This is a genomic window from Rhizobium hidalgonense (assembly GCF_002914525.1).
GTDB classification, from domain to species: domain Bacteria; phylum Pseudomonadota; class Alphaproteobacteria; order Rhizobiales; family Rhizobiaceae; genus Rhizobium; species Rhizobium hidalgonense.
Genome location: NZ_LODW01000046.1, coordinates 54,812 through 75,176 on the forward strand (window position 1 = coordinate 54,812; position 20,365 = coordinate 75,176).

A 20,365-nucleotide genomic window follows, 5' to 3' on the forward strand; every position below is an offset into this window, starting at 1 on the left:
TTCAACCGTGTTCCCTCATGCCGCAGCCATTGCCCGCGAAAAGGCACCGGGCGGCATTCCCACATGCCGATTGAAGGCAACGCTAAAAGCGCTTGTCGATCCATAACCGACGCGTTCGGCAATGTCCGCCATGGCGACCTCTTCGAGGATTAACTCTTTCGCCAGCGCCATGCGCCATCCCGTCGCGTACTCCATCGGCGCGACACCAACTTCCTTGCGGAAACGATCGAAGAAGGTCGAACGAGACATGGCGGCTTCGCGAGCAAGCGTTTCCACCGTCATGCTGCGACCCGGATCTGCGTGGATCCGGCGCAAGGTCGGTGCCAGCAGTGGATCGGCCATGCCACGCAGCAGACCCGGCGGCATCTTGGCAGTTGCTGCCGATCGCAGTGCATCAATGAACAACACCTCGAGCAACCGGTGGAGAACCATCTCACGCGCTGCGCGGTCAGCCCTCGTCTCGTCATTGATCATGCGGACCAGAGCCATCAGTCGCTCTTCACCGTGAACATGGATGACTTCCGGCAGCAGCGAAACAAGCAGAGCCTTGTCATCTGAGCCGAACCCGCAATGCCCGACCAGTGCTTTGATCTCTGCCGGCGCTTCCGGGTCGCCCAGACGGAAGACACCGGGGCTGGTCTCCAAACGTTGGGCAAACGCACCTCTTGGCGGCGGCTCCATGCTGCTCATCGTGAACGAAAAGATCTTCGGGACCAGGACGAAGTCGCCCGCAGTCAGCGCCATCGGCTCACGACCGGCAATCGTCATCAGGCAACGGCCTTCAACCACGGCGCAATAGAAAGGGCTTCCAAGCTCAGTCCGCTCAACCAGCCACTGACCACCACCCGTGACCAGCTTTGAGATCGACGGGCTTGGTCTGAGCAATGAAACAACCTCAGCGACAGGATCGGCCATGACTTCGGACTTTTGCTAAATACTCTCGGACATACGCACATAGCAAGTCCAAGACGGTAGGTCCATCTTCAGGCGAGTTAAAACGTCAGGAGACAGAACATGCCAAAGATCCTCATTACCGGTTGCTCGTCCGGCTTCGGCCTCGCCATGGCGCAGAAATTCGTGAATGCAGGTTGGGACGTCGTCGCGACCATGCGCACGCCGCGCCACGATCTTCTCCCGTCAAACGACCGGCTCGAAATCCTGGCGTTGGACGTCACCAGCGCAGACAGCATCGCAGTGGCGGTCGAAGCCGCCGGCACGATCGACGCTCTGGTCAACAATGCCGGCGTCGGCATGCTCAATGTGCTCGAAGGAACGGAGATGCCGAAGATCCGCGAACTGTTCGAGACAAACGTCTTCGGTGCGATGGCGATAACCAAGGCCGTGCTTCCGCAGATGCGGGGCCATCGCTCAGGCGTCATCGTCAACGTCAGCTCCACCGTCACGCTGCGACCGCTGCCCGCGCTCTCGGTTTACAGCGCCAGCAAGGCGGCGCTCAATGCCTTCACGGAGAGCCTTGCTCTTGAGGCGGCTCTTTTCGGCATCCGCGCTAGACTTGTTTTGCCTGGCTCGGCGCCTACGACTGGGTTCGGCAAGAATGCTGTCTCGCGCATGGGGATGGAAATTCCAGAGCCGTACGAAGTCTTCGTCCGCGACTACCTGACGAAGTTGCGTTCCAGCACTGAAGTTACGACGGCGGATGAAGTCGCGGAGGCTGTCTGGCGGTCTGTGACAGAGATTGAGGCGCCGATGAAGATCCCCGCCGGAGCCGACGCGGACACCTCGTTCCGCGCGGCCGGCTATTCGCTGACCTGAGAAGCTGTCACCTGAAACCACACATGAAGGTCCTGGCCATGAACAATCTCATCAATCTCGCAAAGTATATTCCGACGCCAGAAGCCGCTCTCACTGTGGCCTACACGCCGATCCGTCTTCCGATGCCAGGCCGTCAGCCACTGGAACTGCGTTTGACTGCGCCGGCAATCGGCACTGAGCTGCCCATCCTGCTGCTGTCACATGGGTTTGGTCCATCCAACTATATCCCCTCAAAAGACGGTTACGCGTCCTCTCGCACAGTTCTGGGCGGAAAGGGGGGTCGTTGTGATCCAGCCGACGCACGCGAGTTCGCGGGTTGGTGGCCTACCGTCGGATGTAACCGGCGCGCCGTTCTTCTGGCGCGAGCGTGTCGAGGAGATGAAGGCGATCCTGGACCACTTGGCCGAGATCGAGCGGCAGGCTCCGGCCGTTGCCGGCCGGATGGATCATGCACGCATCGGCGCGGCCGGGCATTCCTTCGGCGGCCACACGGTCGGGCTGCTGCTCGGCGCGCAGCTGGACGGCGAGGATCTCTCTGACCCTCGTATCTCGGCAGGCGTTCTACTGACAACGCCGGGACGCGGCGGCAAGGATATGACGTCCGAGAGTGCTGCGCGGTTTCCGTTCTTCGATGTCGATTTCTCGACCCTGACGACACGCAGCCTGGTCGTTTGCGGTGATATGGACAACCCGCATTTTACAACTCGCGGCCCTGAGTGGCATGGAGATGCTTTCCAAGATGCGCCGGGCGCAGAAACGTTATTGATGATGCGCGGCGTCGGGCACGGCCTTGGCGGGATCGCCGCCCTGGACGCAAAGGAAACGGAGACTGAAGCACCGGACGTGCTGGAAGCGACAAGGCGTCTTACGCTTGCTTGGCTTCAGACCGCGCTCGGCGCAGATGAGGGCGCATGGCCGCGAGCTCGTCTTTCGCTTGAGCGTGAAGCGGCATCACTTGCGACTGTCACAGAGAAGCTCTGAACTGTTGAGGGTTCTCGGGCGCCGGCGCTCGAGGCTGCCGTGGCGTTCGCAGATCCCGGCGGGGAGAGTGCCAGGCAGGGAAAACGCCCCGTTTTATCATTCATACACAAAGTGCGCGCAACTCCGGTCTGACTGACGTTACAGTTCCCGGTGACTTCCGTCCTCAGGCTTTGGATTGTATCTGTCGAGGATCAGTAGCGTGATTCCTAGGCGAAAGCCTCGCGCTGCAGTCGAACCGTCAGTATTTCTTCTTTCTCACGAGCTTGTTCTCTCGTGGCCCGCTCAGGGTGTTCGGTCACGGTTTTCAGCATGCAGGCGCGCCAACGTTCGAGGCGATCTGGATAGGGTGCTAATCGCGGCTGCGGCCTGTACGGCGCATCCCGGTTCATGTGCTTGGGTACAGTCGCGAAGCCGGCAGAGTGGTGTCAGCTCGGTGATCTCAGCGAACAGCGTGTTTATTCCGCCTTTCTGCGACATGGTGACAAAACAGGACATGACGACTCCCACCGCTCATGGTCTCGACCAGGCTGAAGGTCGATGGTTCGTTTCCCATTCGAGCGTTTGCATTCCTTGCGTTTGTCAAAAGCTGGTAGGCTTGGCGATGCGATGGAAATATGCACAGATTTGCTTTCGCTTCCCTTCTGATCAGATACCCTTCCGTTGAGGATCAGCCAGATCAATTCCGGTGACCCATCAGCGACCGGTTCAGCAGCGCCTTCATAGCCTCTCGCCTATCTCTGAAGCGACCCATGCTTTGAGCGCATGGGCGACCTGAGACCTTGTGCCTTATCGATGGGCGTCCAAAGGCCTATATTCCTACCATCGAAACGACGTTGGAACCAAAGCATGGTTGCTGGCGTCAAGAGACCTCACGAAAGGGGATCATCATGAACGTAGCACGCTCTTTCAACGCTTGGCGGAAGTATCGTCAGACTGTCACCGAACTCGGCCGCATGAGCTCGCGGGACCTGCAGGATCTCGGTATCAATCGCGCCGACATCCACAGCATTGCCCGCCAGTCGGTCGCCCGCTAAGCAATTTATTTCCTGCCGATCCTGAGTGACACTACGCCCGCTGATGACGCGGGCGTTTCGTTGTCTGGCCCCACGGTGAGGCGCCGGGCTGGAGATTTCTTTCGTCGCAAAAGAGGTCGTGCATTTTCCGCATAGCTGCACTGCAGCAAAGTCTATTTCATGTGCGGCGGGAATGGGTATTCTATTTTCATCGAAGCGATGCACCTCCTCCCGCAGAGCTTCGATTTCAGGCGGCCCACTCCTCCTCCCGAGGGACGTCTGTCAGAACGGCGACACTCTCCTCCCAGTCGCTGTTCGGTTCTTTTCGAAAAGCCTGCCGCACCTCCTCCCACGGCAGGCTTTTTCGTTTTCAGGAACGGCGGCATCAAAGTCCGAGATCAAGTTGCGGTTCCTGCCCGCTCTCTTCGGTGTTGAGCGACGAAAGGGTGACCCCCACGCACCGCCCCCACGACGGCTCTCCGAGCGGCGTCACTCAGGCGGTCTGAACGGAGTTCATGGCCGCCGTCGGTAGCGGGTCGCGATCGCACACGCCCTTATTGAAAAGCCTGGCAACGGTTGTCGTCAGGCCCCCCGATCGCGGCCGGGTCGTTGACGATGCCTTTCGCACGCGCGACTTCCTTCACCACGCCGGCGCATAGACGTGCATCTTCTTTTGAAACCGGTTCCATCATTTTGCTATTCCGATGAGGCCCGCCCCAGCGGAAGAGGCGGGCCTCATCACCGTTTAGAAGTCCATGCCGGCACCAGCGGGCAGGGCCGGTGCGGTGTCCTTCTTAGGCTTCTCCGCGATCATGGCTTCCGTCGTTACCAGCAGGCCTGCGACCGAGGCCGCATCCTGGAGCGCTGTGCGAACCACCTTTGCAGGATCAATAACGCCCTGTGCATAAAGATCGCCATACTCGCCAGTCTGAGCGTTCCAGCCGAATGACAGCTCACTCTTTTCCCGGAGCTTGCCGACCACGATCGAACCCTCGGCGCCGGCGTTTTCGGCGATCTGGCGGATGGGTGCCTCGATTGCGCGGCGGACAATGTCGATCCCGACACGCTGATCGTCGTTGGCTGTGGGGAGACCTTCGAGTGCCTTCACCGCGCGCAGCAGCGCTACGCCGCCGCCCGGCAGGATGCCTTCCTCAACGGCCGCTCGCGTTGCATGCAGGGCATCGTCGACGCGATCCTTCTTCTCCTTGACCTCGACTTCCGTTGAGCCGCCGACGCGGATGACGGCGACACCGCCAGCGAGCTTGGCTAGGCGTTCCTGCAGCTTTTCGCGGTCGTAGTCGGAGGTGGTTTCCTCGATCTGGGCGCGGATCTGCGCGACACGACCGTCGATTTCCGTCTTGGAACCGACGCCATCGATGATGGTTGTGTTCTCCTTTTCGATCGCCACCTTCTTTGCGCGACCAAGCATGTTGAGCGTAACGTTTTCAAGTTTGATACCGACGTCCTCGGAGATGACAGTGCCACCAGTCAGGATGGCAATGTCTTCGAGCATTGCTTTGCGGCGGTCACCGAAGCCTGGAGCCTTGACGGCTGCGATCTTCAGGCCACCGCGCAGCTTGTTGACGACGAGGGTCGCCAGGGCTTCGCCTTCGACGTCTTCAGCGATGATCAGCAGCGGTTTGCCCGACTTTACGACCGCCTCCAGTACCGGCAGAAGAGCCTGCAGGTTAGAAAGCTTCTTCTCATGGATCAGGATATAGGGATCCTCGAGCTCGACCCGCATCTTGTCTTGGTTGGTGACGAAATAGGGGCTGAGGTAACCGCGGTCGAACTGCATACCTTCGACGACCTCAAGCTCGGTTTCAGCGGTCTTGGCTTCTTCGACGGTGATGACGCCTTCGTTGCCGACCTTCTCCATCGCTTCGGCGAGGTAGCGGCCGATTTCTTCATCGCCATTTGCGGAAATGGTACCGACCTGCGCGATCTCCGAATTGCTGGTGATCTTGCGCGCGTTGGTCTTCAACTCCTTGACTACAGCGTCCACGGCAATATCGATGCCGCGCTTCAGGTCCATCGGGTTAAGGCCGGAGGCCACCGCCTTTGCACCTTCCTTGACAATCGCCTGCGCAAGCACCGTCGCGGTCGTAGTGCCGTCGCCGGCGAGATCGTTCGTCTTCGACGCCACTTCGCGCAACATCTGGGCGCCCATATTCTCGAACTTGTCTTCCAATTCGATTTCCTTGGCGACGGAGACGCCGTCCTTGGTGATGCGCGGCGCGCCGAAGGACTTGTCGATGACGACGTTGCGCCCCTTTGGACCAAGCGTTACCTTGACCGCGTTGGCGAGAATATCGACCCCACGCAGCATGCGTTCACGGGCATCGGTGTTGAATTTGACTTCTTTCGCAGCCATTTCTTCACTCCTTCGATAGGCAGCTTTTTGACTGATAGGTTCACCAGTTGGATAGTCAGGCAGCGATCTTCTGCTTTGCTTGGGCTTCGATGACGCCCATGACGTCGCTTTCCTTCATTATCAGCAGGTCTTCGCCGTTGATCTTTATCTCAGTGCCGGACCATTTGCCGAACAGGATGCGATCGCCCGCCTTGACATCGAGCGCATGCACCTGACCGGCCTCGTTGCGGGCGCCAGTTCCCACGGCGATCACTTCACCTTCCTGGGGCTTTTCCTTGGCAGTATCCGGAATGATAATGCCGCCTTTGGTTTTTTCTTCGGATTCCACCCGGCGGACAAGGATGCGATCGTGAAGCGGTCGGAACGACATTTTTTCCTCCATTGAGCAAAAATGATGACGTTAAAACCCTGGCCGGACCGGATGACTAGCCCGGGCAGGTGCGAACCTCATTGAGCGTTCGCGCGGAAAATTTATTTTTCGGATTTTTCAATTTCAAGAGGGTGGACGAAAAAATTAGCACTCGCCCTCGACGGCTGACAACACACTGTAAAGGAACAAAAAACTGACATTTTTCGTTCGGAACATGTTGAAAGAAGCGAAGTTATGCGCGACCATCATCATGTTACGAAACGGAGATGAAGCATGCAATTTTCATCGGACTTGGAGCGTCAGCTCAACGGCTACGGTCTCACCACCGCTCACATCCTCTACCGTATTCCCGATTTCGAGTCCGTCCTGCAGACCTACGTTTGGCAAGATTACGATCTTGCCCCTGATTTCCCCGAGATGCGCAAGTTTCTGGATTTCTGGCAGGCATCGCTCGATGGACCGTTGCATTCGGTCCGTTATAGCCACCAGCGACTGATCAGGCCGAACGAATGGCGGCGCGTTGATGGTGAGTTCAAGCTGCACTGAGCCTTGAATTTGGTTTTTCGTCCTCCTAGCTCATCGTCCGACCGAGGCCGTTGAGCTCGGTGCGTGCCCCGAGAGTGTATGGAGTAGCACCCGTTGGAAGAGAACATCAATATCATCAAGAACGTAGACATCACTGAACGGGAAGAGATCATCGTCGACTTTGCCCGTTTGCTCGAAACCGCCTCACAGGAGGCGCTCGCCTATGGCGAAGGACGCTTTGCGATGGTGTCCGCCAGTATGGCTGAGGCGATGCGGGCTAATGCCGACGAACTCGCTCGCGATAAGCCGGAAGCGACGGAGCGTGTATTACAGCAGGCTTACGCCATGATGTCGCAATTCAAGGCCGCCTATCCTCATCGCGTGATCAGTCGCTCGGTCCACTAAAGGGGCTGCTAAGCGACGCCAATCGCTGAACCCGGCTGCAGACGGGGAGCTCTTCCTGATAGGCGAAATGTCCCAACTGACAAGCAAATCAGGTCGTATTCAACCAGCCTGGAGTGCGACGTAAATTTTTCTTGTTACGGGTCTTGAAACAGGAAATCCGCTAAACCGAATCGATTTCCGCCAGCTGCTGACGACAGAGTTGGCTTTGCTGGAAGCGCCGCCTTTCGGCGCTCCCGTACCCATGTTGCTTCAAGGAGGATATGGCTATGGCAACATCTTACAACTACGCACCCCTGTTCCGCTCGACCGTGGGCTTCGACCGGGTTTTCAATCTTCTCGAAAACGCCCAGCGCGCCCGTTCGATCAGCGACTGGCCGCCCTATGACATCTTCAAGACCGGCGATGACAGCTACCGTATCGCGATCGCGGTAGCTGGCTTTTCACGGGAGGATCTGGACATTACCTTTCAGTCCAACCTGCTGACGGTCACAGGCAAGAAGCAGGAAGCTTCCGCCGAAGGCTTTCTGCATCGCGGCATTGCCGGGCGTCCGTTCGAACATCGATTCGAACTCGCCGACCACGTCAGGGTCAACGAAGCGGATCTCAGCAACGGGCTCCTGTCGATCGAGCTTGTCCGTGAGATCCCGGAGGCACTGAAGCCGCGAAAGATTTCGATCCAGAGCACGCCGGCCTTGACTTCGCCCCCCCCGGTTCAGATCGAAGCTCAGAAGGCGGCTTGATTTCTGAGCTTGTCCAACAGGCTAAGGCGCCGTCGTGGCGGCGCCCTTCAACACTTGGGAAGGAGAGAGCGATGAAGCCCGATATGTTCAGCCAACCTGTCACCATTCTTGTCGGCCTGGGCTTTCCTGCAGAAATACGCGGCGTGACGGACGCCTACCGGCATCTTGCCGAGTGGCCGGCCTCGCTCAGGGACACGGCGCACTCCGTCGCATTAAAGGCGTGTCAAGCAGCGCTTCACGCCGAAATCGAAGCAGAGACGGCGCGCGGACTGTTCGTCGCGTTTGCTGAGAAGCATGATCTGCTCGCTCCCGAAACGCTCGCGATTGCTGCGTCGCGCATGAGAGGCGACCGCGACCCCCACGTGCAATGAGGTTGCCCCATGGCGAACATAATCTTGCAGCAGGCGGTCGACAGCGCAATTGCGGGTAGGACTGTTGATGCAGGGTTTGCAACTCCGGCGGCCAGTCGACGTCGTGAGATCGCCTCTCTGGCGCTCGATGACAAACGGGCCATTCTCGCGGCTTGGGCGTTCCATTTCTATGCGGTCGACTCGAAGCCGGAGCTTCGCCAACTGACTGAGACGCCGGCCAAAGCATTCCTTTTGAGCATGTTGATCTTGATCGACTGGGCTCAGTCCGATGTCATTACCTCGATCACCTCATCCTTTGCCCACTCTTAAAGCCATCGCAGGTGCAGCCAGCCACCCACCTTTATTGGGGAGTGCCAGCACACCCAGGAGAGGGGCATGCTGACGCAAGATTCAATCACCGAAATCGACTCTGTAGTCTCGGGAAACACGCCGGCCGAACGTCCGCAGATGAAATAACGCTATTCGACGACACCGGCGTTGCGCTGCAGGACCTTGCTGTCGCGTCGGGTGCAGTTGATTTGGCTCTCGTCTAACGACGGCTTCACTCACCAGACCAACTGTATGTCTCGTCCATTCATCGAGGTCCGTCGTCTGTCCCAGCGCTACGAACACCTTCATCTGATATTGTTTACAAAGATTCTTCCAATCGTGTTGAGCAATAGCTGAGCCGCGAGGAGGGCCCGATGATGCAGGTGACGTCGCCGCTGTGAACATCGAGATCGATGCCGCGCAATACGGCCTTGTCGCCAAAACGTTTTTCAAGTCCGCGAACGAAGATCGCCGCCGGTTGCGTCATGTCAGGAACCTTTCATGGCGAAGCGGCGCTCAAGAACGCGCCCGAGCCTCGACAGAATTTCGACGAATGCCCAGTAGAGGAGGGCGATGGTGACGTAGGGAGTGACAACGGCGAAAGTGATCGAGCTAATCGCACCGGCCACTTTCGTCAGTTCGCCAAGTGTGATGACAGACAGAACGGCCGATTCCTTCAGGAGTGCGATCGCTTGACCCACACACGGCGGCAGGGTGAGGCGCAAAGCTTGCGGCAGCTCCACATAAAGGAAGCATTGTCCCGGTGTCAGGCTCAGCATCTCGGCCGCTTCGCGTTCTCCCTTTGGGACGGCGTTGAGACCTGCCCGGAAAATCTCGGCGAACGGGCCGGCGCCATAGACACCGAGGCCCACGATGCCCGCCACATAGGGGCGGAGCAGAAGCCCGAATTGTGGGCCCCCGTAGTAGAGAAGGAACAGCACGAGCGCGAGCGGTGCGCCTCTGGCAAATTCCACATAGGCCCTGACCGCAAGGGAGAGCGGCCAGAAGCGGCGGCGCAGCGCCGAGGCAAGCATGATGCCGAGAAGGATTGCGATTGCCATGCCGCTGACCGACACCGTGATGGTGGTTAGAAGTCCGGCAAGATAGAGCGGAGCGTCGTTCATGAAGCCGGTCATTGGCCTTCGCTCCCATGCGAGAGACGTCGTTCGATCAAAAGGCCCACTCCTGCGAGAAGAATACCAATCGCGACATAGAGAATGAGAGCGAAGGCATATGCGTCCAGCGGCCGAAAGGTGGAGGCGGCGACCTGCTGGGCGCGGCGCGTCAGGTCGGTGACGGCGATCACCGAGACGAGCGAGGAGTTCTTCACCAGAGCCTGCATTTCGCCAACGAGCGCCGGCAGCATGGTGCGGAAAGCCTGAGGCACCTCGATATGCAGAAAGATCGTGCGGGGAGAAAGGCCAAGCATTTTCGCCGCCTCGATCTCGCCTTTCGGGATGGCCTGGAGGCCCGCCCGGTAGATTTCGGACTGGAAGGCTGCTGTATTCAGCGCTAGGGCCACGGTCGCCGCAACGACCGGGTCCAGTTCAAGACCGAGAAAGGGGAGAATATAGAAGATGATCAACAGCTGGACGAGGATCGGCGTTCCACGCCAGAATGAGAGATAGATCCCGGCCAGGGCCCGGATCCATCGTCCGCCACGTCCGGCTGACGCCAGCAGGAGGGCCAGCGGCGCGCCTAGAAGAAGCGCCGCCAGACTGATCGTCATCGTTGTGGTCAGGCCGTCGAGAAGTGCCGGCCAAATGTGTGCGACTGTCTTTTCCATGACCTGCCTGTCCCTGCGCGTCTTATTCGGCGGCGGGGAGGGCTTCCGGCAGTTCCATCGGCGCACCGAACCACTTCTTCTGAAGCTCGGCGAGCTTGCCGGACTTGTTCAGCTTGATCTGTTCCGCATCGATCAGCGCATTGAGTGCAGCGCTGTCTGCGTCATTGCGGCCGGCCCAGGCGAAATAGGTCTTCGGGCCGAAGGTCGGGAGAACCACTTCAAACGCATCGGGACGCTGGCGAGATGCTTCCAGGAGGTTCGGAAGCGAATTGACAACCGCCTGGATACGGCCGGCGCCGAGATCGGCATAGGCCTCCGAGAAATCGGTATAGGTAGAGACCGTCACGGCCGGCTTGCCGCTGTCCTTCAGCTTTCCAGCAAAGGTCTCAAGTGCTGCGAGCTGGGCCGAACCTGCCTGCGAACCGACCGCCTTGCCAGCGATGTCTTCGGGCTTGGTGATCGCCGAATCGCCCTTGTGCTTGAGAATGGCCATGGTCGCATCCGCAATCGGGGCGGAGAGGTGATAGGCCTTCATGCGTTCCGAGGTGACGGTGACGGACGTGACCACATAGTCGAAGCGGCCTGCCGCGAGGCCCGGCAGAATGCCCTGCCAGGGCAGGTCGAGCCGCTTCAACGTGACATTCGGCAATGCCTTCATGACTTCTGCCATGATATCGGCCGAGTAGCCGACGATCTTGCCGTCTTCAACGAATTCGAAAGGCGCGAAGCGTGCTTCGGTTGCAACAGTAAATACCTTGTCGGACTTGACCTTTTCGAGAAGGTCTGCGGCCCGGGCAGTGCAGGTCGAAAGCGCGGCAACGAGTGCTGCGCCGATGAGTAGAGCTTTTGAGGTCGATAGACGCTCCATAATTCCGTTCCCCGTTTTCAGTGATGCCGAAACAGGAAATCATGGACAACAGCGCAAAAAAATAGGAAAGATATGAAGTTTACATCAGAAAATATGATGTAAGGCGTTGCCGATGCTTCTAGCCCAGTCCGACCTTAGATCGTTGACCGTCTTTCGTGCCGTCGTGGAGCATAAGAGCTTCCTTGGTGCGCAGATCAACCTTGGCCTGAGCCAATCGGCCGTGAGCTTTCATATAAAGGCGCTGGAAGACAGGCTCGGCTTCAGGCTCTGTCGTCGCGGCCGCGGCGGCTTCGAACTGACCGATCGGGGCGCTATCGTGCACGAGCAGTCGAAATCGCTGTTTCTGGCGCTCAATGCCTTCGAGAGCGATGTCGGCAACTTGAAGAACCGGATTACGGGAACGCTGAGACTTGGCCTGGTGGATAACACGATCACCGACGCCGACCTTCCCATCCACCGCATCATTGCCCGGATTAGCGACAGGGCGCCGGAGGCACGGCTGGAACTGGTTATCGATTCGCCGGATGCGCTTCTGTCCGAAATCGCCAATGGCGGCCTCGACATTGCCATTCTGCCGGAAACGGAAGCTTACCAGGGCCTGAAATTATCGCGCCTGCGGGACGAGACCCATTCTCTCTATTGCGCAAATGGGCATCCGCTTTTCTCATCGCCGGATAATGAGATTTCGGTTGAGCGGGTCGAGGGCTTCGATTTTGTCGTCAGGCCCTATGCCAATATGCGGGAGCTGCAATATTTTCCGAAGGCACGGGCGCGGGCGTCTGCCTCGAACATGGAAGCGCAGGCAATGTTCGTGATGTCCGGACGCTACCTCGGATATCTGCCGGATCACTACGCGGCGGACTGGGTGCAGAAGGGCATCTTTCGGGCAGTGCTGGCAGAGCAGGCGCGGATCAAGTCGCCTTTCATCATCGCCACCCGCCTCGGGGAGAAACCGTCCACAGTTCTCGACTTCTTCATTCGCGAACTCGCCGGATTTGCCTCCGAAGCTCTTCATCGTGGGCCCCATTTGCTTAATGACTGATTCAGGTATCAGCCTTGCGAGTTCGGGAGAAGCAGTCGCTTTCTCTCAAATCTCAAGATTGCCTGTCCAGATCGGGGGCATAGTTCCATAATTTGGGCTTATGCGAGGAAGAGTTGTAGCGGGGTACATTCTATTTCCAAGTGCGACATGCCAATGATTTCAATGGTTTCACTTTGGAGATTTTGGCATGTCGCGATGCTATTCACACTTGACCCTCGCCGATCGACGGCGCCTGCATCATTTGGTCGAGCGGAAGGTTCCGATCAATGAGATGGCCAGCCAACTCGGTCGCCATCGCTCGACCATCTATCGCGAGATCAAGCGCAATACGTTTCGCGATCGCGAACTACCGGACTACGACGGCTACTACAGCACGGTTGCTGACGACATCCGCAAAGAGCGGCGACGGCGTTTGAGGAAGCTTGTGCGGCACCCGCAATTGCGCGAACTGGTTATCGAGCAGCTGGAGGCGCTTTGGTCACCGGAACAGATCGCCGGCCGCCTGCTCGCGGATGGCGTTTGCACCGTGCGTGTCTGCACCGAGACGATCTATCGCTTCATCTACGGCAAGGAAGATTATGCGCTGAAGCTCTATCAGCATCTGCCGGAGGGCCGCCGCAAACGCCGCCCTCGCGGTTCGAGGAAACCCCGCGACGGTGCCTTTCCTGCTGCCTGCAGGATATCGCAACGGCCTGACTTCATTGGTGATCGTTCGCAATTCGGCCACTGGGAAGGCGACTTGTTGATCTTCCAACGTGACTTGGGCACCGCCAACGTCACTTCCCTGATCGAGCGCAAAAGCCGCTCCGTGATGATCAAGAACCAGAGCCGACACTCGCGACCAATCATGGACAGGATCATCGAAGCATTCTCTTCCTTGCCGGCGTTCGCACGCCAGAGCTTCACCTTTGATCGCGGCACGGAGTTTGCCGGTTTCAGGGCTTTGGAAGATGGCATCGGCGCCCGTAGTTGGTTCTGCGACCCCAGTGCGCCGTGGCAGAAAGGCGCGGTGGAAAACACCAACAAGCGCATCCGTCGCTTCATGCCAGGCGAGACGGACCTGACGGCCGTCTCGCAACGCAACCTCATCCAGCTTGCTCGCCATCTCAACCACCAGCCAAGAAAGTGCCTCGATTACAGGACACCGGCCGAAGTGTTCATGGCCCATTTGCAAGAAGGACGCTGAACCCCTACCCTAAAAACCGGCATGATGCACTTCGGTTAGATTCTGCACGGCTATTTAGTAATGCGACAGTTGGGCCAGTTAGAGATGCGACAGTCTCGCCTCTCGACGCACTGGTCAAAGCCAACGTTGGGAGCAAGGATGACGACCTTCAGCCTGGTCGAGACCATGAGCGGTCGGAGTCGTCATGTCCTTTATGATCACCATGTCGCAGAAAGAATTGCATCGCCTCGCACGATGACGCTGAGACGCACAGAGTAGCCGCTCAGCTTGCCATTAGTGCGCGAGGTAGCCCCAAGATTGGCACATTCAAATCATTCGCCGAACAGGATGGCGCCATAGTCGGTGGCGCCATGCAAGATATGGATGATGACTACCTTCGCGGTTTCGACGCGGTAGAAGATCAGGTAGTTGCCATGAACACGACGACGAATACCGTGGTGCTCGTAGCGAGCGACGAGTGCGAAGCTGTTCGGACTATCAACGAAATCCACACATTCGCTCCGCAGCTCCCGGATAAATGACAGGGCGCGCCGCGGATTGTGCTCGGCGATATAATCGGCGATCTGCTCAAGGTCGTTTTCCGCCTCGCTTGAGAACTCAAGGATCATGCCGATTTTTCGGCCTTGTCAGCCATCGCACGGTATTTGGCGTCGAGACGGTCGAAGACATCGCTCGCCGGCTTCGTCCGACCAGCGTCCGCATCGGCAATGCCGCGCATGATGGAGGCGTCCAGCGCGGCGAGCCGGGTCTCGCGGTCCTGGATCAGTCGCACACCTTCACGCAGGACTTCGCTTTTCGAGCCATAGCGACCAGTATCCACGAGTTGCTGGATATAGCTTTCGAGCTGTTTTCCCAGTTCGGCGCTGATCATGCGGTTCTCCATCTGATTTGTTGTAGGATAGGCTCTTATCAACTATTATCAACAGTCATTATATCGCTGAACAGCGGGAAAAGGTACGTCCGACACTTTGTGCTGCCGCATGCCAGAATTGAGGTATTAGGCCTCTGAATGCCGGGGCCGTCAGAGATGACAAGCCTCTTAAGATTATTGTTCGCCGGGGCAGGTGCGCAGGACCGTTTGCCTATACCTTTCGCGGAAATATGGCTCTTCGGGAGTGAAGTAATACCTACTCGTGTATATTTCCGCCATGAAGAGCGGTGACATAATCTCGGCATTGAAGGCGGACGGTTGGTTCGAAGTGGCCACTAAAGGTAGCCACGTCCAATTCAAGCATCCAACCAAGTCGGGCCGCGTCACCGTGTCTCACCCAAAACGGCACATCCCTCTGGGAACGCTGAAAGCATTGAGAAGCAATCCGGACTGAAATTGAGGTGAAAACATGCGCAATTATATCGGACTGATCCACAAGGATGCTGGTAGCGACTACGGCGTGTCCTTTCCTGACTTTCCCGGACTTGTTACGGCCGGGGTGGATCTTGATGACGCGAGATCAATGGCTGAAGAAGCATTGGCCTTGCATGTCGAGGGACTTGTTGGAGACGGCGAAGCTGTGCCGGAGCCTTTAAGCCTTGAGGCGATTATGTCAGACCCTGACAATAAGGATGGTGTCGCCTTCTGGTTGCGCTGAAAACTGAAGCCAGGAAGGTCATCAGAGTGAACGTCACTCTGCCTGAGGACATTTTACAGCAGATTGACACATTTGCAGAAGCAAATGGGATGACCATTCCCGGCTTTTTGGTAAGAGCCGCTAAGCATGAGATCGATCGCACCGCTGCCGCGTGAGTTGATCCTTTGCGGTTCCCTTCGCGGGGTAAACGAAGCGCTGGACCCGAGCGCAGACAGGCCAATCGCTCTCGCTTCAGCGCACCTCGGCCCGTAATGATCGAACTTGGTCGGGGCAGACGCATCCGTGTGGACAGCGATATCGACACGGATGCGCTGGGCCGCATTCGCTTCGGCGCTGAGTGAACCCGGCAGCCTATCCTCGGATTGATGCGTCTTGACTAGCTCATTGTTTGGAAACTTTTTAGGTGGTGCGATAGCCTAAATGCTTCGTCGATCCGCTGTGCCTGAACGGGCACCGCGTTAGCAGCCAGGTTCAATGATCGTCCTTCATGGCGGCACGCAGCGCATCGTTGATACGCTCCTGCCAGCCGGGACCCTCCGCCTGAAAATAGGCGAGTACGTCGCTGTCGAGTTTCAGAGAGACCTGCTCCTTGACATTCGGCAGCGCTCGCCGTTCGACAGCAGGCGGCGGTGCCACCTTCTTTGCCGGCTTGAATAAGGCCTCCGCGGCGTCGAGCGGACTGGCGGGGCGGCGTGGTGTTCGTGTCATGCTTGACTCCAATGGCTTGGTCTACCTGCGCGAAGATGTGGCCTCATCATGGCCCCGAGCTTGCCTAGAAGACGTTCCTCCCGGAATTTCTGAGCTGAGACCGCGGTTGCATTTCCTGCAAGAAGGCCGTTCCAGCAACGCATTGTACCGATCGCGCATCAGGTGCTGCACGCCCGGTTGCTGCCGCTGCCTTGAATTGCCGCCCATCGGCGCGGCTGGGGTTGTAGACAGAAAAGATCAGAAGGGAAAGGAGAGAGGGCGTTCGCACGCTTACGCTCAATTAGTGAATCCACGATCTTTTGACGCTGCGTTGCTTGAAGATCCCGCCTTCGAGGTCCATCGCGTCGCTGTTGTCGGTCACGTCCTGTGACCATTTCTGCTTTAATTTATTTTTCGGTATGGGACCCCCTCAAGGGAACAGCGCCATCACGTATGGCGCCGCGATAACTTAGTGATGGGCGTGGTGCTCATTGACCGCGGCCAGATCCGGATTTTTTGCCGCCCCCGCTTTCCTGGCTGACGGTAGCTCAGGCGCGCCCCTCGGCTTCCTTCTCGGAGACGCCATGATCTTCGTAGCCTTCCTCGGACATCTCCTCAGCGGCATAGCGGCATCGCGGCGTTTTGGCCTGCCTTTCTGTCGCGGGGAACCAATGCGGCCAGGCGCGGTTTGTTGGCACATACCCCTCCTGACATTGGAAAGGCATTTTCATGACGCAGACTGTTGGTGATTACATCGTTTCTCGTCTTCACGCCTGGGGCGTTCGCCGCATGTTTGGTTACCCCGGCGATGGCATTAACGGCGTATTTGGAGCCCTGAACAGGGCAAGTGATAAGATCGAATTCATCCAGGCACGTCACGAGGAGATGGCAGCGTTCATGGCGTCAGCTTATGCCAAGTTTTCCGGCGGGCTCGGTGTCTGTATCGCAACCTCGGGGCCAAGTGCTGCGCACTTGCTGACTGGCATGTACGATGCCAAAGCCGATCACCAGCCACTTCTGGCAATTGTCGGGCAACAGGCTCGTGGTGCACTTGGCGGGCACTATCAGCAGGAAGTTGATCTTGCGGCTCTGTTCAAGGATGTTGCCGGAAACTTCGTGCACCAGGCAAACACACCAGCGCAGGTCAGGCATCTGATCGATCGCGCCGCTCGCATTGCGCTGGCAAACCAGGCAGTGACAGCCCTCATCCTACCCAACGACCTGCAGGAGATGGCATACCAGGAGCCGGCGCGCGCTCACGGGACCGTCCATTCCGGCTTTGGCTATCGAGCACCAAGGATCGTGCCCTATGAACAGGACCTTCAAGCGGCGGCCGATCTCCTGAACGCCGGCGAGAAGGTCGCAATCCTGGTCGGTGCCGGTGCACTGGGCGCGACCGACGAGGTGATTGCTATCGCCGACCGGCTCGGCGCGGGTGTTGCGAAAGCGCTGCTTGGCAAGGCCGTCCTTCCTGATGGTTTGCCCTGGGTCACAGGATCAATCGGCCTTCTCGGAACCGAACCCTCATGGGATCTGATGCGCGACTGCGATACGTTGTTGATGATCGGTTCCGGCTTTCCCTACGCAGAGTTTCTGCCGGAGGAAGGGCAGGCGAAGGCCGTCCAGATCGATATTCAACCTGGCATGTTGTCACTTCGGTATCCGATGGACGTCAATCTCCTCGGTGATGCCAAGGAAACGCTAAAAGCGCTTCTGCCGCTGATCGACCAGAAGGACTACAAGTGGCGCAACAACGTGGAAAAGAATGTGGCCGCCTGGTGGAAGCTGCTCGACAAACGCGCTCATGCGGAAGCCAATCCCGTCAATCCACAGCTGGTCGCATGGGAACTATCGTCAAGGCTGCCGGACAATTCCATCCTGACCAGCGATTCCGGCTCCTGCGCCAACTGGTATTCGCGCGATATCAAGATCAGAGCTGGTATGATGGCATCGCTCTCGGGCGGACTGGCGTCGATGGGCGCGGCCGTTCCCTACGCCATCGCCGCGAAATACGCCCATCCTGACCGCCCTGTCATCGGACTGGTCGGCGACGGGGCCATGCAGATGAACAACATGGCCGAGCTGATCACCGCGCCAAGTACTGGAGGGGATGAATGCGCGCGAAGCCGTGGGGATCCCTCTCGATCGCTTCGGCGCCGCGCTTCGTCGCCATGAACCAATGATACCAGTCCCGCTGGGCCTGTCGAAACGGCGGCGTCTCCAGACCGCCCATGCGTGGAATCGATGAAAGGAGTGCCATCCTGTCGATGCGGTCCGGCCACCCGATGGCGAGCGCTTCGGCGATGTTCGATCCCCAGTCGTGACCGACAACGGAGAAACGCTCGATGCCGAGACCGTCCATGAGGGCGATCGCGTCCATCGCGAGAACCGCTCCGTTTGCGGTGCGCGACGCGTTGTCGTTACGGAATACGGTTCCGCCGAAGCCGCGCAGGTAAGGCGCGATGAGACGAAAACTCCGCTCCTGGAGTTGGGACGATACCGCCTTCCAGGTGGAGGCGTCATCGGGCCATCCGTGCAGGAGGAGAACTGGATTCCCGCGGCGTGCCCCGGATTCTTCGAAAGCGATCTTCACGTCGTGGGTCTCGAGGTGCGGCATGACATTCTCCTGGTTAGACTAGGCAACACCCAGAGCCGGCGCCTGGTTCCGGCGAATGGAACATTGCAGCGCCACCTTGGTTGGTGCCATGGGCAGTACCGCCCCGCGGGGCGAAAGGGCAGTCGTGAGATCCCAGCACTCATTTCCGATCAGCCGACGATCTATCCTCGCGACAGCAAGCTCGACGCTCGCGGCGTCGGTTTTTCCCATCGTCGCCTGCCCATGGAAATTCAAAGCGCCCGACCCTAGCCGGAAGTCCTTTTCCAGCCCCTTCAGCGAAGAGATCAGACCCAAACCTGTTTGATCCTATACCGTCACGCCCTACTATTCTTCTGTCGCCATTGGGAGAGCGGTTCATGTTGGACATCGGGACGTTTTTAACCTTCTACGGCGCCGTGCTGGCGATACAGCTCTCCCCGGGGCCAGACATGGTCCTAGTCATCGGAAGAGGGATTGGACAGGGTCGCCGGACTGCCATCTTGAGCGTCGTGGGTATGACCATTCTGTCTGGCGCCATCCAGATCTCGCTGCTGGTCGTTGGCATCGCATCGATCCTGCAGGCCTCACCACTCGCTTTCTATGTCCTGCGCTGGATTGGGGCTGCCTACCTAGTCTGGCTGGGGATCAAGCTTTTCGTCCGAGCCGGCGGCCACGATCGACACGGTCTCCAAACGCCGCCGTCCATTTCGACCTCCAAGGCGCTGCGAGAGGGCATGATCAGCAACATGACAAACCCGAAAGCGCTGGCATTCCTGTTCGCGTTCCTTCCCCAGTTCGTCGATCCGAGCAGTAACTGGCCAGTCGCAGCACAACTACTTCTTCTCGGCACAACAACCAAGCTGTCGAACTTCATGATCTTGAGTTTGGTCGCTCTTGGATCCGGCACGTTCGGAAGTTGGCTTTCGCGACGTCCACGCCTTTTAATATGGCAGGAGCGGTTTGCTGGAACCGTCATGATTTGTCTCGGCCTGCGCCTCGCCTTCTCCGGTGATGCTCGCGGTGTGCGTGTCTGATCGAAGATCGGGTCTGTTTCAGGTAAACCCGACAGCGACATCCGGATGTGACGCAACGTACGTCACAAACAAGGGGGAGCGGCGTGGCCGACCGATCGCACTTCCAGCTGGTTGATTAGATTTCTCGTCCGGCAAGCCATTCCGCTGTGGTCATGACTCTTGCGAAGCCCGCAGACAGTGTCGCGGCTGTGCCAGCCTTGATTGCCGCCTGCGTCGCCGTTTCCGACAGGTCGGGGCATCCGGTCGCATCGAGGAGGAACTCGACGAAGAAGTCGAGATCGTGGCCGTGCCTCGCCGTGGCCTCGCAGCAGAAGTTGGTCATGAACCCGGTTACGACGATCCGGTCTATCGAGCGTTCCCGCAGCATCTGGTCGAGGCCCGTGCCGACGAAGCCGGAATAGCGTTGCTTGCTGATCGTAACGGCGCCAGCGGGAATCTTCAGTTCCGGGTCGTCCTCGACCTCTTCGGTGCCCGCGACAAATCCGAGCTCGCCGGCTTCACCGCTGAAGTCGAACATGCGGCCGGCATCCGAACCATCGGCGCGATGGACGTGCCTGATATGAACCACGAGATCGCCCGCGGCCTCCGCCGCTGATGTGATTGCGTTGATATTGGCAATCGCTTCGGCATTGCCGACACAATGCAGGGGCGAAGCCGGGCCGGTATAGACTTTCTGAACGTCGATGACGAGGATTGCGCGCGCCATGCAGTTTTCC

General features: G+C 58.4%; 22 protein-coding genes and 8 pseudogenes. 14 read left to right on the forward strand and 16 right to left on the reverse strand.

Annotation, left to right across the window (positions count from 1 at the left end):
• Positions 1-15 precede the first annotated feature (15 nt).
• Positions 16-915 (reverse strand): AraC family transcriptional regulator, encoded by a 900-nt coding sequence (locus ATY29_RS08400; RefSeq protein WP_097535883.1) that lies wholly within the window; start codon positions 913-915, stop codon positions 16-18.
• A gap of 99 nt (positions 916-1,014) precedes the next feature.
• Between ATY29_RS08400 and ATY29_RS08405 the strand changes: the two genes are divergently transcribed.
• Positions 1,015-1,773 (forward strand): SDR family oxidoreductase, encoded by a 759-nt coding sequence (locus tag ATY29_RS08405; RefSeq protein WP_097535885.1) that lies wholly within the window; start codon positions 1,015-1,017, stop codon positions 1,771-1,773.
• 38 nt (positions 1,774-1,811) lie between these two features.
• A pseudogene (locus ATY29_RS08410) lies at positions 1,812-2,754 on the forward strand (alpha/beta hydrolase family protein).
• Between the two features lie 238 nt (positions 2,755-2,992).
• Here ATY29_RS08410 and ATY29_RS37545 read toward each other — a convergent pair.
• Positions 2,993-3,216 (reverse strand): annotated as a pseudogene (locus tag ATY29_RS37545) (ribosome small subunit-dependent GTPase A); the annotation flags it as partial.
• A gap of 425 nt (positions 3,217-3,641) precedes the next feature.
• Here ATY29_RS37545 and ATY29_RS08420 point away from each other — a divergent pair.
• The gene (locus ATY29_RS08420; RefSeq protein ID WP_003567864.1) at positions 3,642-3,788 is read left to right on the forward strand and encodes a DUF1127 domain-containing protein; all 147 of its coding nucleotides are present in this window, start codon (positions 3,642-3,644) and stop codon (positions 3,786-3,788) included.
• 533 nt (positions 3,789-4,321) lie between these two features.
• On the opposite strand, the gene ATY29_RS36800 is transcribed toward ATY29_RS08420, so the two are convergent.
• From ATY29_RS36800 to groES, 3 genes are read right to left on the reverse strand one after another with little or no spacing between them, the layout of a single operon-like run.
• Complete coding sequence (locus tag ATY29_RS36800; protein WP_157214772.1) at positions 4,322-4,459, reverse strand: hypothetical protein; 138 nt, start codon at positions 4,457-4,459, stop codon at positions 4,322-4,324.
• A 53-nt stretch (positions 4,460-4,512) separates the two neighbouring features.
• Complete coding sequence (gene groL, locus ATY29_RS08425) at positions 4,513-6,141, reverse strand: chaperonin GroEL (RefSeq protein WP_097535887.1); 1,629 nt, start codon at positions 6,139-6,141, stop codon at positions 4,513-4,515.
• 55 nt (positions 6,142-6,196) lie between these two features.
• The gene (gene groES / locus ATY29_RS08430; RefSeq protein WP_097535889.1) at positions 6,197-6,511 is read right to left on the reverse strand and encodes a co-chaperone GroES; all 315 of its coding nucleotides are present in this window, start codon (positions 6,509-6,511) and stop codon (positions 6,197-6,199) included.
• 273 nt (positions 6,512-6,784) lie between these two features.
• Here groES and ATY29_RS08435 point away from each other — a divergent pair, with 273 nt between their 5' ends.
• The 5 genes and pseudogenes from ATY29_RS08435 to ATY29_RS38490 form a co-directional block, all read left to right on the forward strand.
• Complete coding sequence (locus ATY29_RS08435) at positions 6,785-7,057, forward strand: usg protein (RefSeq protein ID WP_003567860.1); 273 nt, start codon at positions 6,785-6,787, stop codon at positions 7,055-7,057.
• Positions 7,058-7,150: 93 nt separating this feature from the next.
• Entirely contained in the window at positions 7,151-7,441 is a 291-nt protein-coding gene (locus ATY29_RS08440) for a hypothetical protein (RefSeq protein ID WP_003567859.1), read from the forward strand.
• A gap of 266 nt (positions 7,442-7,707) precedes the next feature.
• On the forward strand, positions 7,708-8,181 hold the full coding sequence (locus ATY29_RS08445) for an Hsp20 family protein (RefSeq protein ID WP_003567857.1): 474 nt from the start codon (positions 7,708-7,710) through the stop codon (positions 8,179-8,181).
• Positions 8,182-8,252: 71 nt separating this feature from the next.
• On the forward strand, positions 8,253-8,552 hold the full coding sequence (locus tag ATY29_RS08450) for a DUF982 domain-containing protein (RefSeq protein WP_097535891.1): 300 nt from the start codon (positions 8,253-8,255) through the stop codon (positions 8,550-8,552).
• Positions 8,553-8,773: 221 nt separating this feature from the next.
• Positions 8,774-9,085: pseudogene (locus ATY29_RS38490) on the forward strand (ornithine cyclodeaminase family protein); the annotation flags it as partial.
• Between the two features lie 95 nt (positions 9,086-9,180).
• Here the strand turns inward: ATY29_RS38490 and ATY29_RS08455 are convergent.
• The 4 genes from ATY29_RS08455 to ATY29_RS08470 are packed head-to-tail and all read right to left on the reverse strand — an operon-like array spanning position 9,181 to position 11,515.
• Entirely contained in the window at positions 9,181-9,348 is a 168-nt protein-coding gene (locus ATY29_RS08455) for a hypothetical protein (RefSeq protein ID WP_244597367.1), read from the reverse strand.
• A 1-nt stretch (position 9,349) separates the two neighbouring features.
• On the reverse strand, positions 9,350-9,997 hold the full coding sequence (locus ATY29_RS08460) for an amino acid ABC transporter permease (protein ID WP_097535893.1): 648 nt from the start codon (positions 9,995-9,997) through the stop codon (positions 9,350-9,352).
• A complete protein-coding gene (locus tag ATY29_RS08465) occupies positions 9,994-10,647 on the reverse strand; it encodes an amino acid ABC transporter permease (protein WP_097535895.1) in 654 nt (217 codons plus the stop codon). The genes ATY29_RS08460 and ATY29_RS08465 overlap by 4 nt, the downstream gene beginning before the upstream one ends.
• Before the next feature lie 22 nt (positions 10,648-10,669).
• On the reverse strand, positions 10,670-11,515 hold the full coding sequence (locus ATY29_RS08470; protein WP_097535897.1) for a transporter substrate-binding domain-containing protein: 846 nt from the start codon (positions 11,513-11,515) through the stop codon (positions 10,670-10,672).
• A gap of 112 nt (positions 11,516-11,627) precedes the next feature.
• Here ATY29_RS08470 and ATY29_RS08475 point away from each other — a divergent pair, with 112 nt between their 5' ends.
• On the forward strand, positions 11,628-12,557 hold the full coding sequence (locus tag ATY29_RS08475; RefSeq protein WP_097535899.1) for a LysR family transcriptional regulator: 930 nt from the start codon (positions 11,628-11,630) through the stop codon (positions 12,555-12,557).
• A gap of 187 nt (positions 12,558-12,744) precedes the next feature.
• Positions 12,745-13,743 carry an IS30 family transposase gene (locus tag ATY29_RS08480; RefSeq protein ID WP_097535901.1) on the forward strand — a complete coding sequence of 333 codons (999 nt, stop codon included), beginning with the start codon at positions 12,745-12,747 and terminating at the stop codon, positions 13,741-13,743.
• Between the two features lie 311 nt (positions 13,744-14,054).
• Here the strand turns inward: ATY29_RS08480 and ATY29_RS08485 are convergent, their stop codons facing one another.
• Both ATY29_RS08485 and ATY29_RS08490 read right to left on the reverse strand, forming a co-directional pair.
• Positions 14,055-14,351 (reverse strand): type II toxin-antitoxin system RelE/ParE family toxin, encoded by a 297-nt coding sequence (locus ATY29_RS08485; RefSeq protein WP_003567855.1) that lies wholly within the window; start codon positions 14,349-14,351, stop codon positions 14,055-14,057.
• Positions 14,348-14,614 (reverse strand): type II toxin-antitoxin system ParD family antitoxin, encoded by a 267-nt coding sequence (locus ATY29_RS08490; protein ID WP_025418433.1) that lies wholly within the window; start codon positions 14,612-14,614, stop codon positions 14,348-14,350. The genes ATY29_RS08485 and ATY29_RS08490 overlap by 4 nt, the downstream gene beginning before the upstream one ends.
• Positions 14,615-14,891: 277 nt before the next feature.
• Here ATY29_RS08490 and ATY29_RS08495 point away from each other — a divergent pair.
• Together ATY29_RS08495 and ATY29_RS08500 are read left to right on the forward strand one after the other, a co-directional pair.
• Positions 14,892-15,079, forward strand: a pseudogene (locus ATY29_RS08495) (type II toxin-antitoxin system HicA family toxin).
• A 4-nt stretch (positions 15,080-15,083) separates the two neighbouring features.
• Positions 15,084-15,487 (forward strand): annotated as a pseudogene (locus ATY29_RS08500) (type II toxin-antitoxin system HicB family antitoxin).
• 316 nt (positions 15,488-15,803) lie between these two features.
• Here ATY29_RS08500 and ATY29_RS08505 read toward each other — a convergent pair.
• From ATY29_RS08505 to ATY29_RS36805, 3 genes and pseudogenes are all read right to left on the reverse strand, one after another.
• Complete coding sequence (locus tag ATY29_RS08505; RefSeq protein WP_003567851.1) at positions 15,804-16,040, reverse strand: BrnA antitoxin family protein; 237 nt, start codon at positions 16,038-16,040, stop codon at positions 15,804-15,806.
• A gap of 292 nt (positions 16,041-16,332) precedes the next feature.
• A pseudogene (locus tag ATY29_RS38495) lies at positions 16,333-16,440 on the reverse strand (DUF3175 domain-containing protein); the annotation flags it as partial.
• Between the two features lie 127 nt (positions 16,441-16,567).
• Complete coding sequence (locus ATY29_RS36805) at positions 16,568-16,717, reverse strand: hypothetical protein (RefSeq protein WP_003567849.1); 150 nt, start codon at positions 16,715-16,717, stop codon at positions 16,568-16,570.
• Positions 16,718-16,748: 31 nt separating this feature from the next.
• Between ATY29_RS36805 and ATY29_RS08520 the strand changes: the two are divergent.
• Positions 16,749-18,127 (forward strand): annotated as a pseudogene (locus ATY29_RS08520) (thiamine pyrophosphate-requiring protein); the annotation flags it as partial.
• Between the two features lie 77 nt (positions 18,128-18,204).
• Here ATY29_RS08520 and ATY29_RS08525 read toward each other — a convergent pair.
• A pseudogene (locus ATY29_RS08525) lies at positions 18,205-18,636 on the reverse strand (alpha/beta fold hydrolase); the annotation flags it as partial.
• Between the two features lie 356 nt (positions 18,637-18,992).
• On the opposite strand from ATY29_RS08525, the gene ATY29_RS08535 reads away from it, so the two are divergent.
• Positions 18,993-19,649 (forward strand): LysE family translocator, encoded by a 657-nt coding sequence (locus ATY29_RS08535; RefSeq protein WP_097535919.1) that lies wholly within the window; start codon positions 18,993-18,995, stop codon positions 19,647-19,649.
• 115 nt (positions 19,650-19,764) lie between these two features.
• Here the strand turns inward: ATY29_RS08535 and ATY29_RS08540 are convergent, their stop codons facing one another.
• Positions 19,765-20,355 (reverse strand): cysteine hydrolase family protein, encoded by a 591-nt coding sequence (locus tag ATY29_RS08540; RefSeq protein ID WP_097535921.1) that lies wholly within the window; start codon positions 20,353-20,355, stop codon positions 19,765-19,767.
• Positions 20,356-20,365: the final 10 nt, after the last annotated feature.

What these genes read in the sequence shown, in the direction of transcription:
- ATY29_RS08540 (WP_097535921.1), bottom strand. Translation starts at nt 20,355, where the DNA reads ATGGCGCGCGCAATCCTCGTCATCGACGTTCAGAAAGTCTATACCGGC.
- ATY29_RS08435 (WP_003567860.1), top strand. Translation starts at nt 6,785, where the DNA reads ATGCAATTTTCATCGGACTTGGAGCGTCAGCTCAACGGCTACGGTCTC.
- ATY29_RS08400 (WP_097535883.1), bottom strand. Translation starts at nt 915, where the DNA reads ATGGCCGATCCTGTCGCTGAGGTTGTTTCATTGCTCAGACCAAGCCCG.
- ATY29_RS08535 (WP_097535919.1), top strand. Translation starts at nt 18,993, where the DNA reads ATGTTGGACATCGGGACGTTTTTAACCTTCTACGGCGCCGTGCTGGCG.
- ATY29_RS08460 (WP_097535893.1), bottom strand. Translation starts at nt 9,997, where the DNA reads ATGACCGGCTTCATGAACGACGCTCCGCTCTATCTTGCCGGACTTCTA.
- ATY29_RS08480 (WP_097535901.1), top strand. Translation starts at nt 12,745, where the DNA reads ATGTCGCGATGCTATTCACACTTGACCCTCGCCGATCGACGGCGCCTG.
- ATY29_RS08470 (WP_097535897.1), bottom strand. Translation starts at nt 11,515, where the DNA reads ATGGAGCGTCTATCGACCTCAAAAGCTCTACTCATCGGCGCAGCACTC.
- groL (WP_097535887.1), bottom strand. Translation starts at nt 6,141, where the DNA reads ATGGCTGCGAAAGAAGTCAAATTCAACACCGATGCCCGTGAACGCATG.
- ATY29_RS08475 (WP_097535899.1), top strand. Translation starts at nt 11,628, where the DNA reads ATGCTTCTAGCCCAGTCCGACCTTAGATCGTTGACCGTCTTTCGTGCC.
- ATY29_RS08420 (WP_003567864.1), top strand. Translation starts at nt 3,642, where the DNA reads ATGAACGTAGCACGCTCTTTCAACGCTTGGCGGAAGTATCGTCAGACT.
- ATY29_RS08455 (WP_244597367.1), bottom strand. Translation starts at nt 9,348, where the DNA reads ATGACGCAACCGGCGGCGATCTTCGTTCGCGGACTTGAAAAACGTTTT.
- ATY29_RS08505 (WP_003567851.1), bottom strand. Translation starts at nt 16,040, where the DNA reads ATGACACGAACACCACGCCGCCCCGCCAGTCCGCTCGACGCCGCGGAG.
- ATY29_RS08450 (WP_097535891.1), top strand. Translation starts at nt 8,253, where the DNA reads ATGAAGCCCGATATGTTCAGCCAACCTGTCACCATTCTTGTCGGCCTG.
- groES (WP_097535889.1), bottom strand. Translation starts at nt 6,511, where the DNA reads ATGTCGTTCCGACCGCTTCACGATCGCATCCTTGTCCGCCGGGTGGAA.
- ATY29_RS08445 (WP_003567857.1), top strand. Translation starts at nt 7,708, where the DNA reads ATGGCAACATCTTACAACTACGCACCCCTGTTCCGCTCGACCGTGGGC.
- ATY29_RS08465 (WP_097535895.1), bottom strand. Translation starts at nt 10,647, where the DNA reads ATGGAAAAGACAGTCGCACACATTTGGCCGGCACTTCTCGACGGCCTG.
- ATY29_RS08405 (WP_097535885.1), top strand. Translation starts at nt 1,015, where the DNA reads ATGCCAAAGATCCTCATTACCGGTTGCTCGTCCGGCTTCGGCCTCGCC.
- ATY29_RS36800 (WP_157214772.1), bottom strand. Translation starts at nt 4,459, where the DNA reads ATGATGGAACCGGTTTCAAAAGAAGATGCACGTCTATGCGCCGGCGTG.
- ATY29_RS08490 (WP_025418433.1), bottom strand. Translation starts at nt 14,614, where the DNA reads ATGATCAGCGCCGAACTGGGAAAACAGCTCGAAAGCTATATCCAGCAA.
- ATY29_RS08485 (WP_003567855.1), bottom strand. Translation starts at nt 14,351, where the DNA reads ATGATCCTTGAGTTCTCAAGCGAGGCGGAAAACGACCTTGAGCAGATC.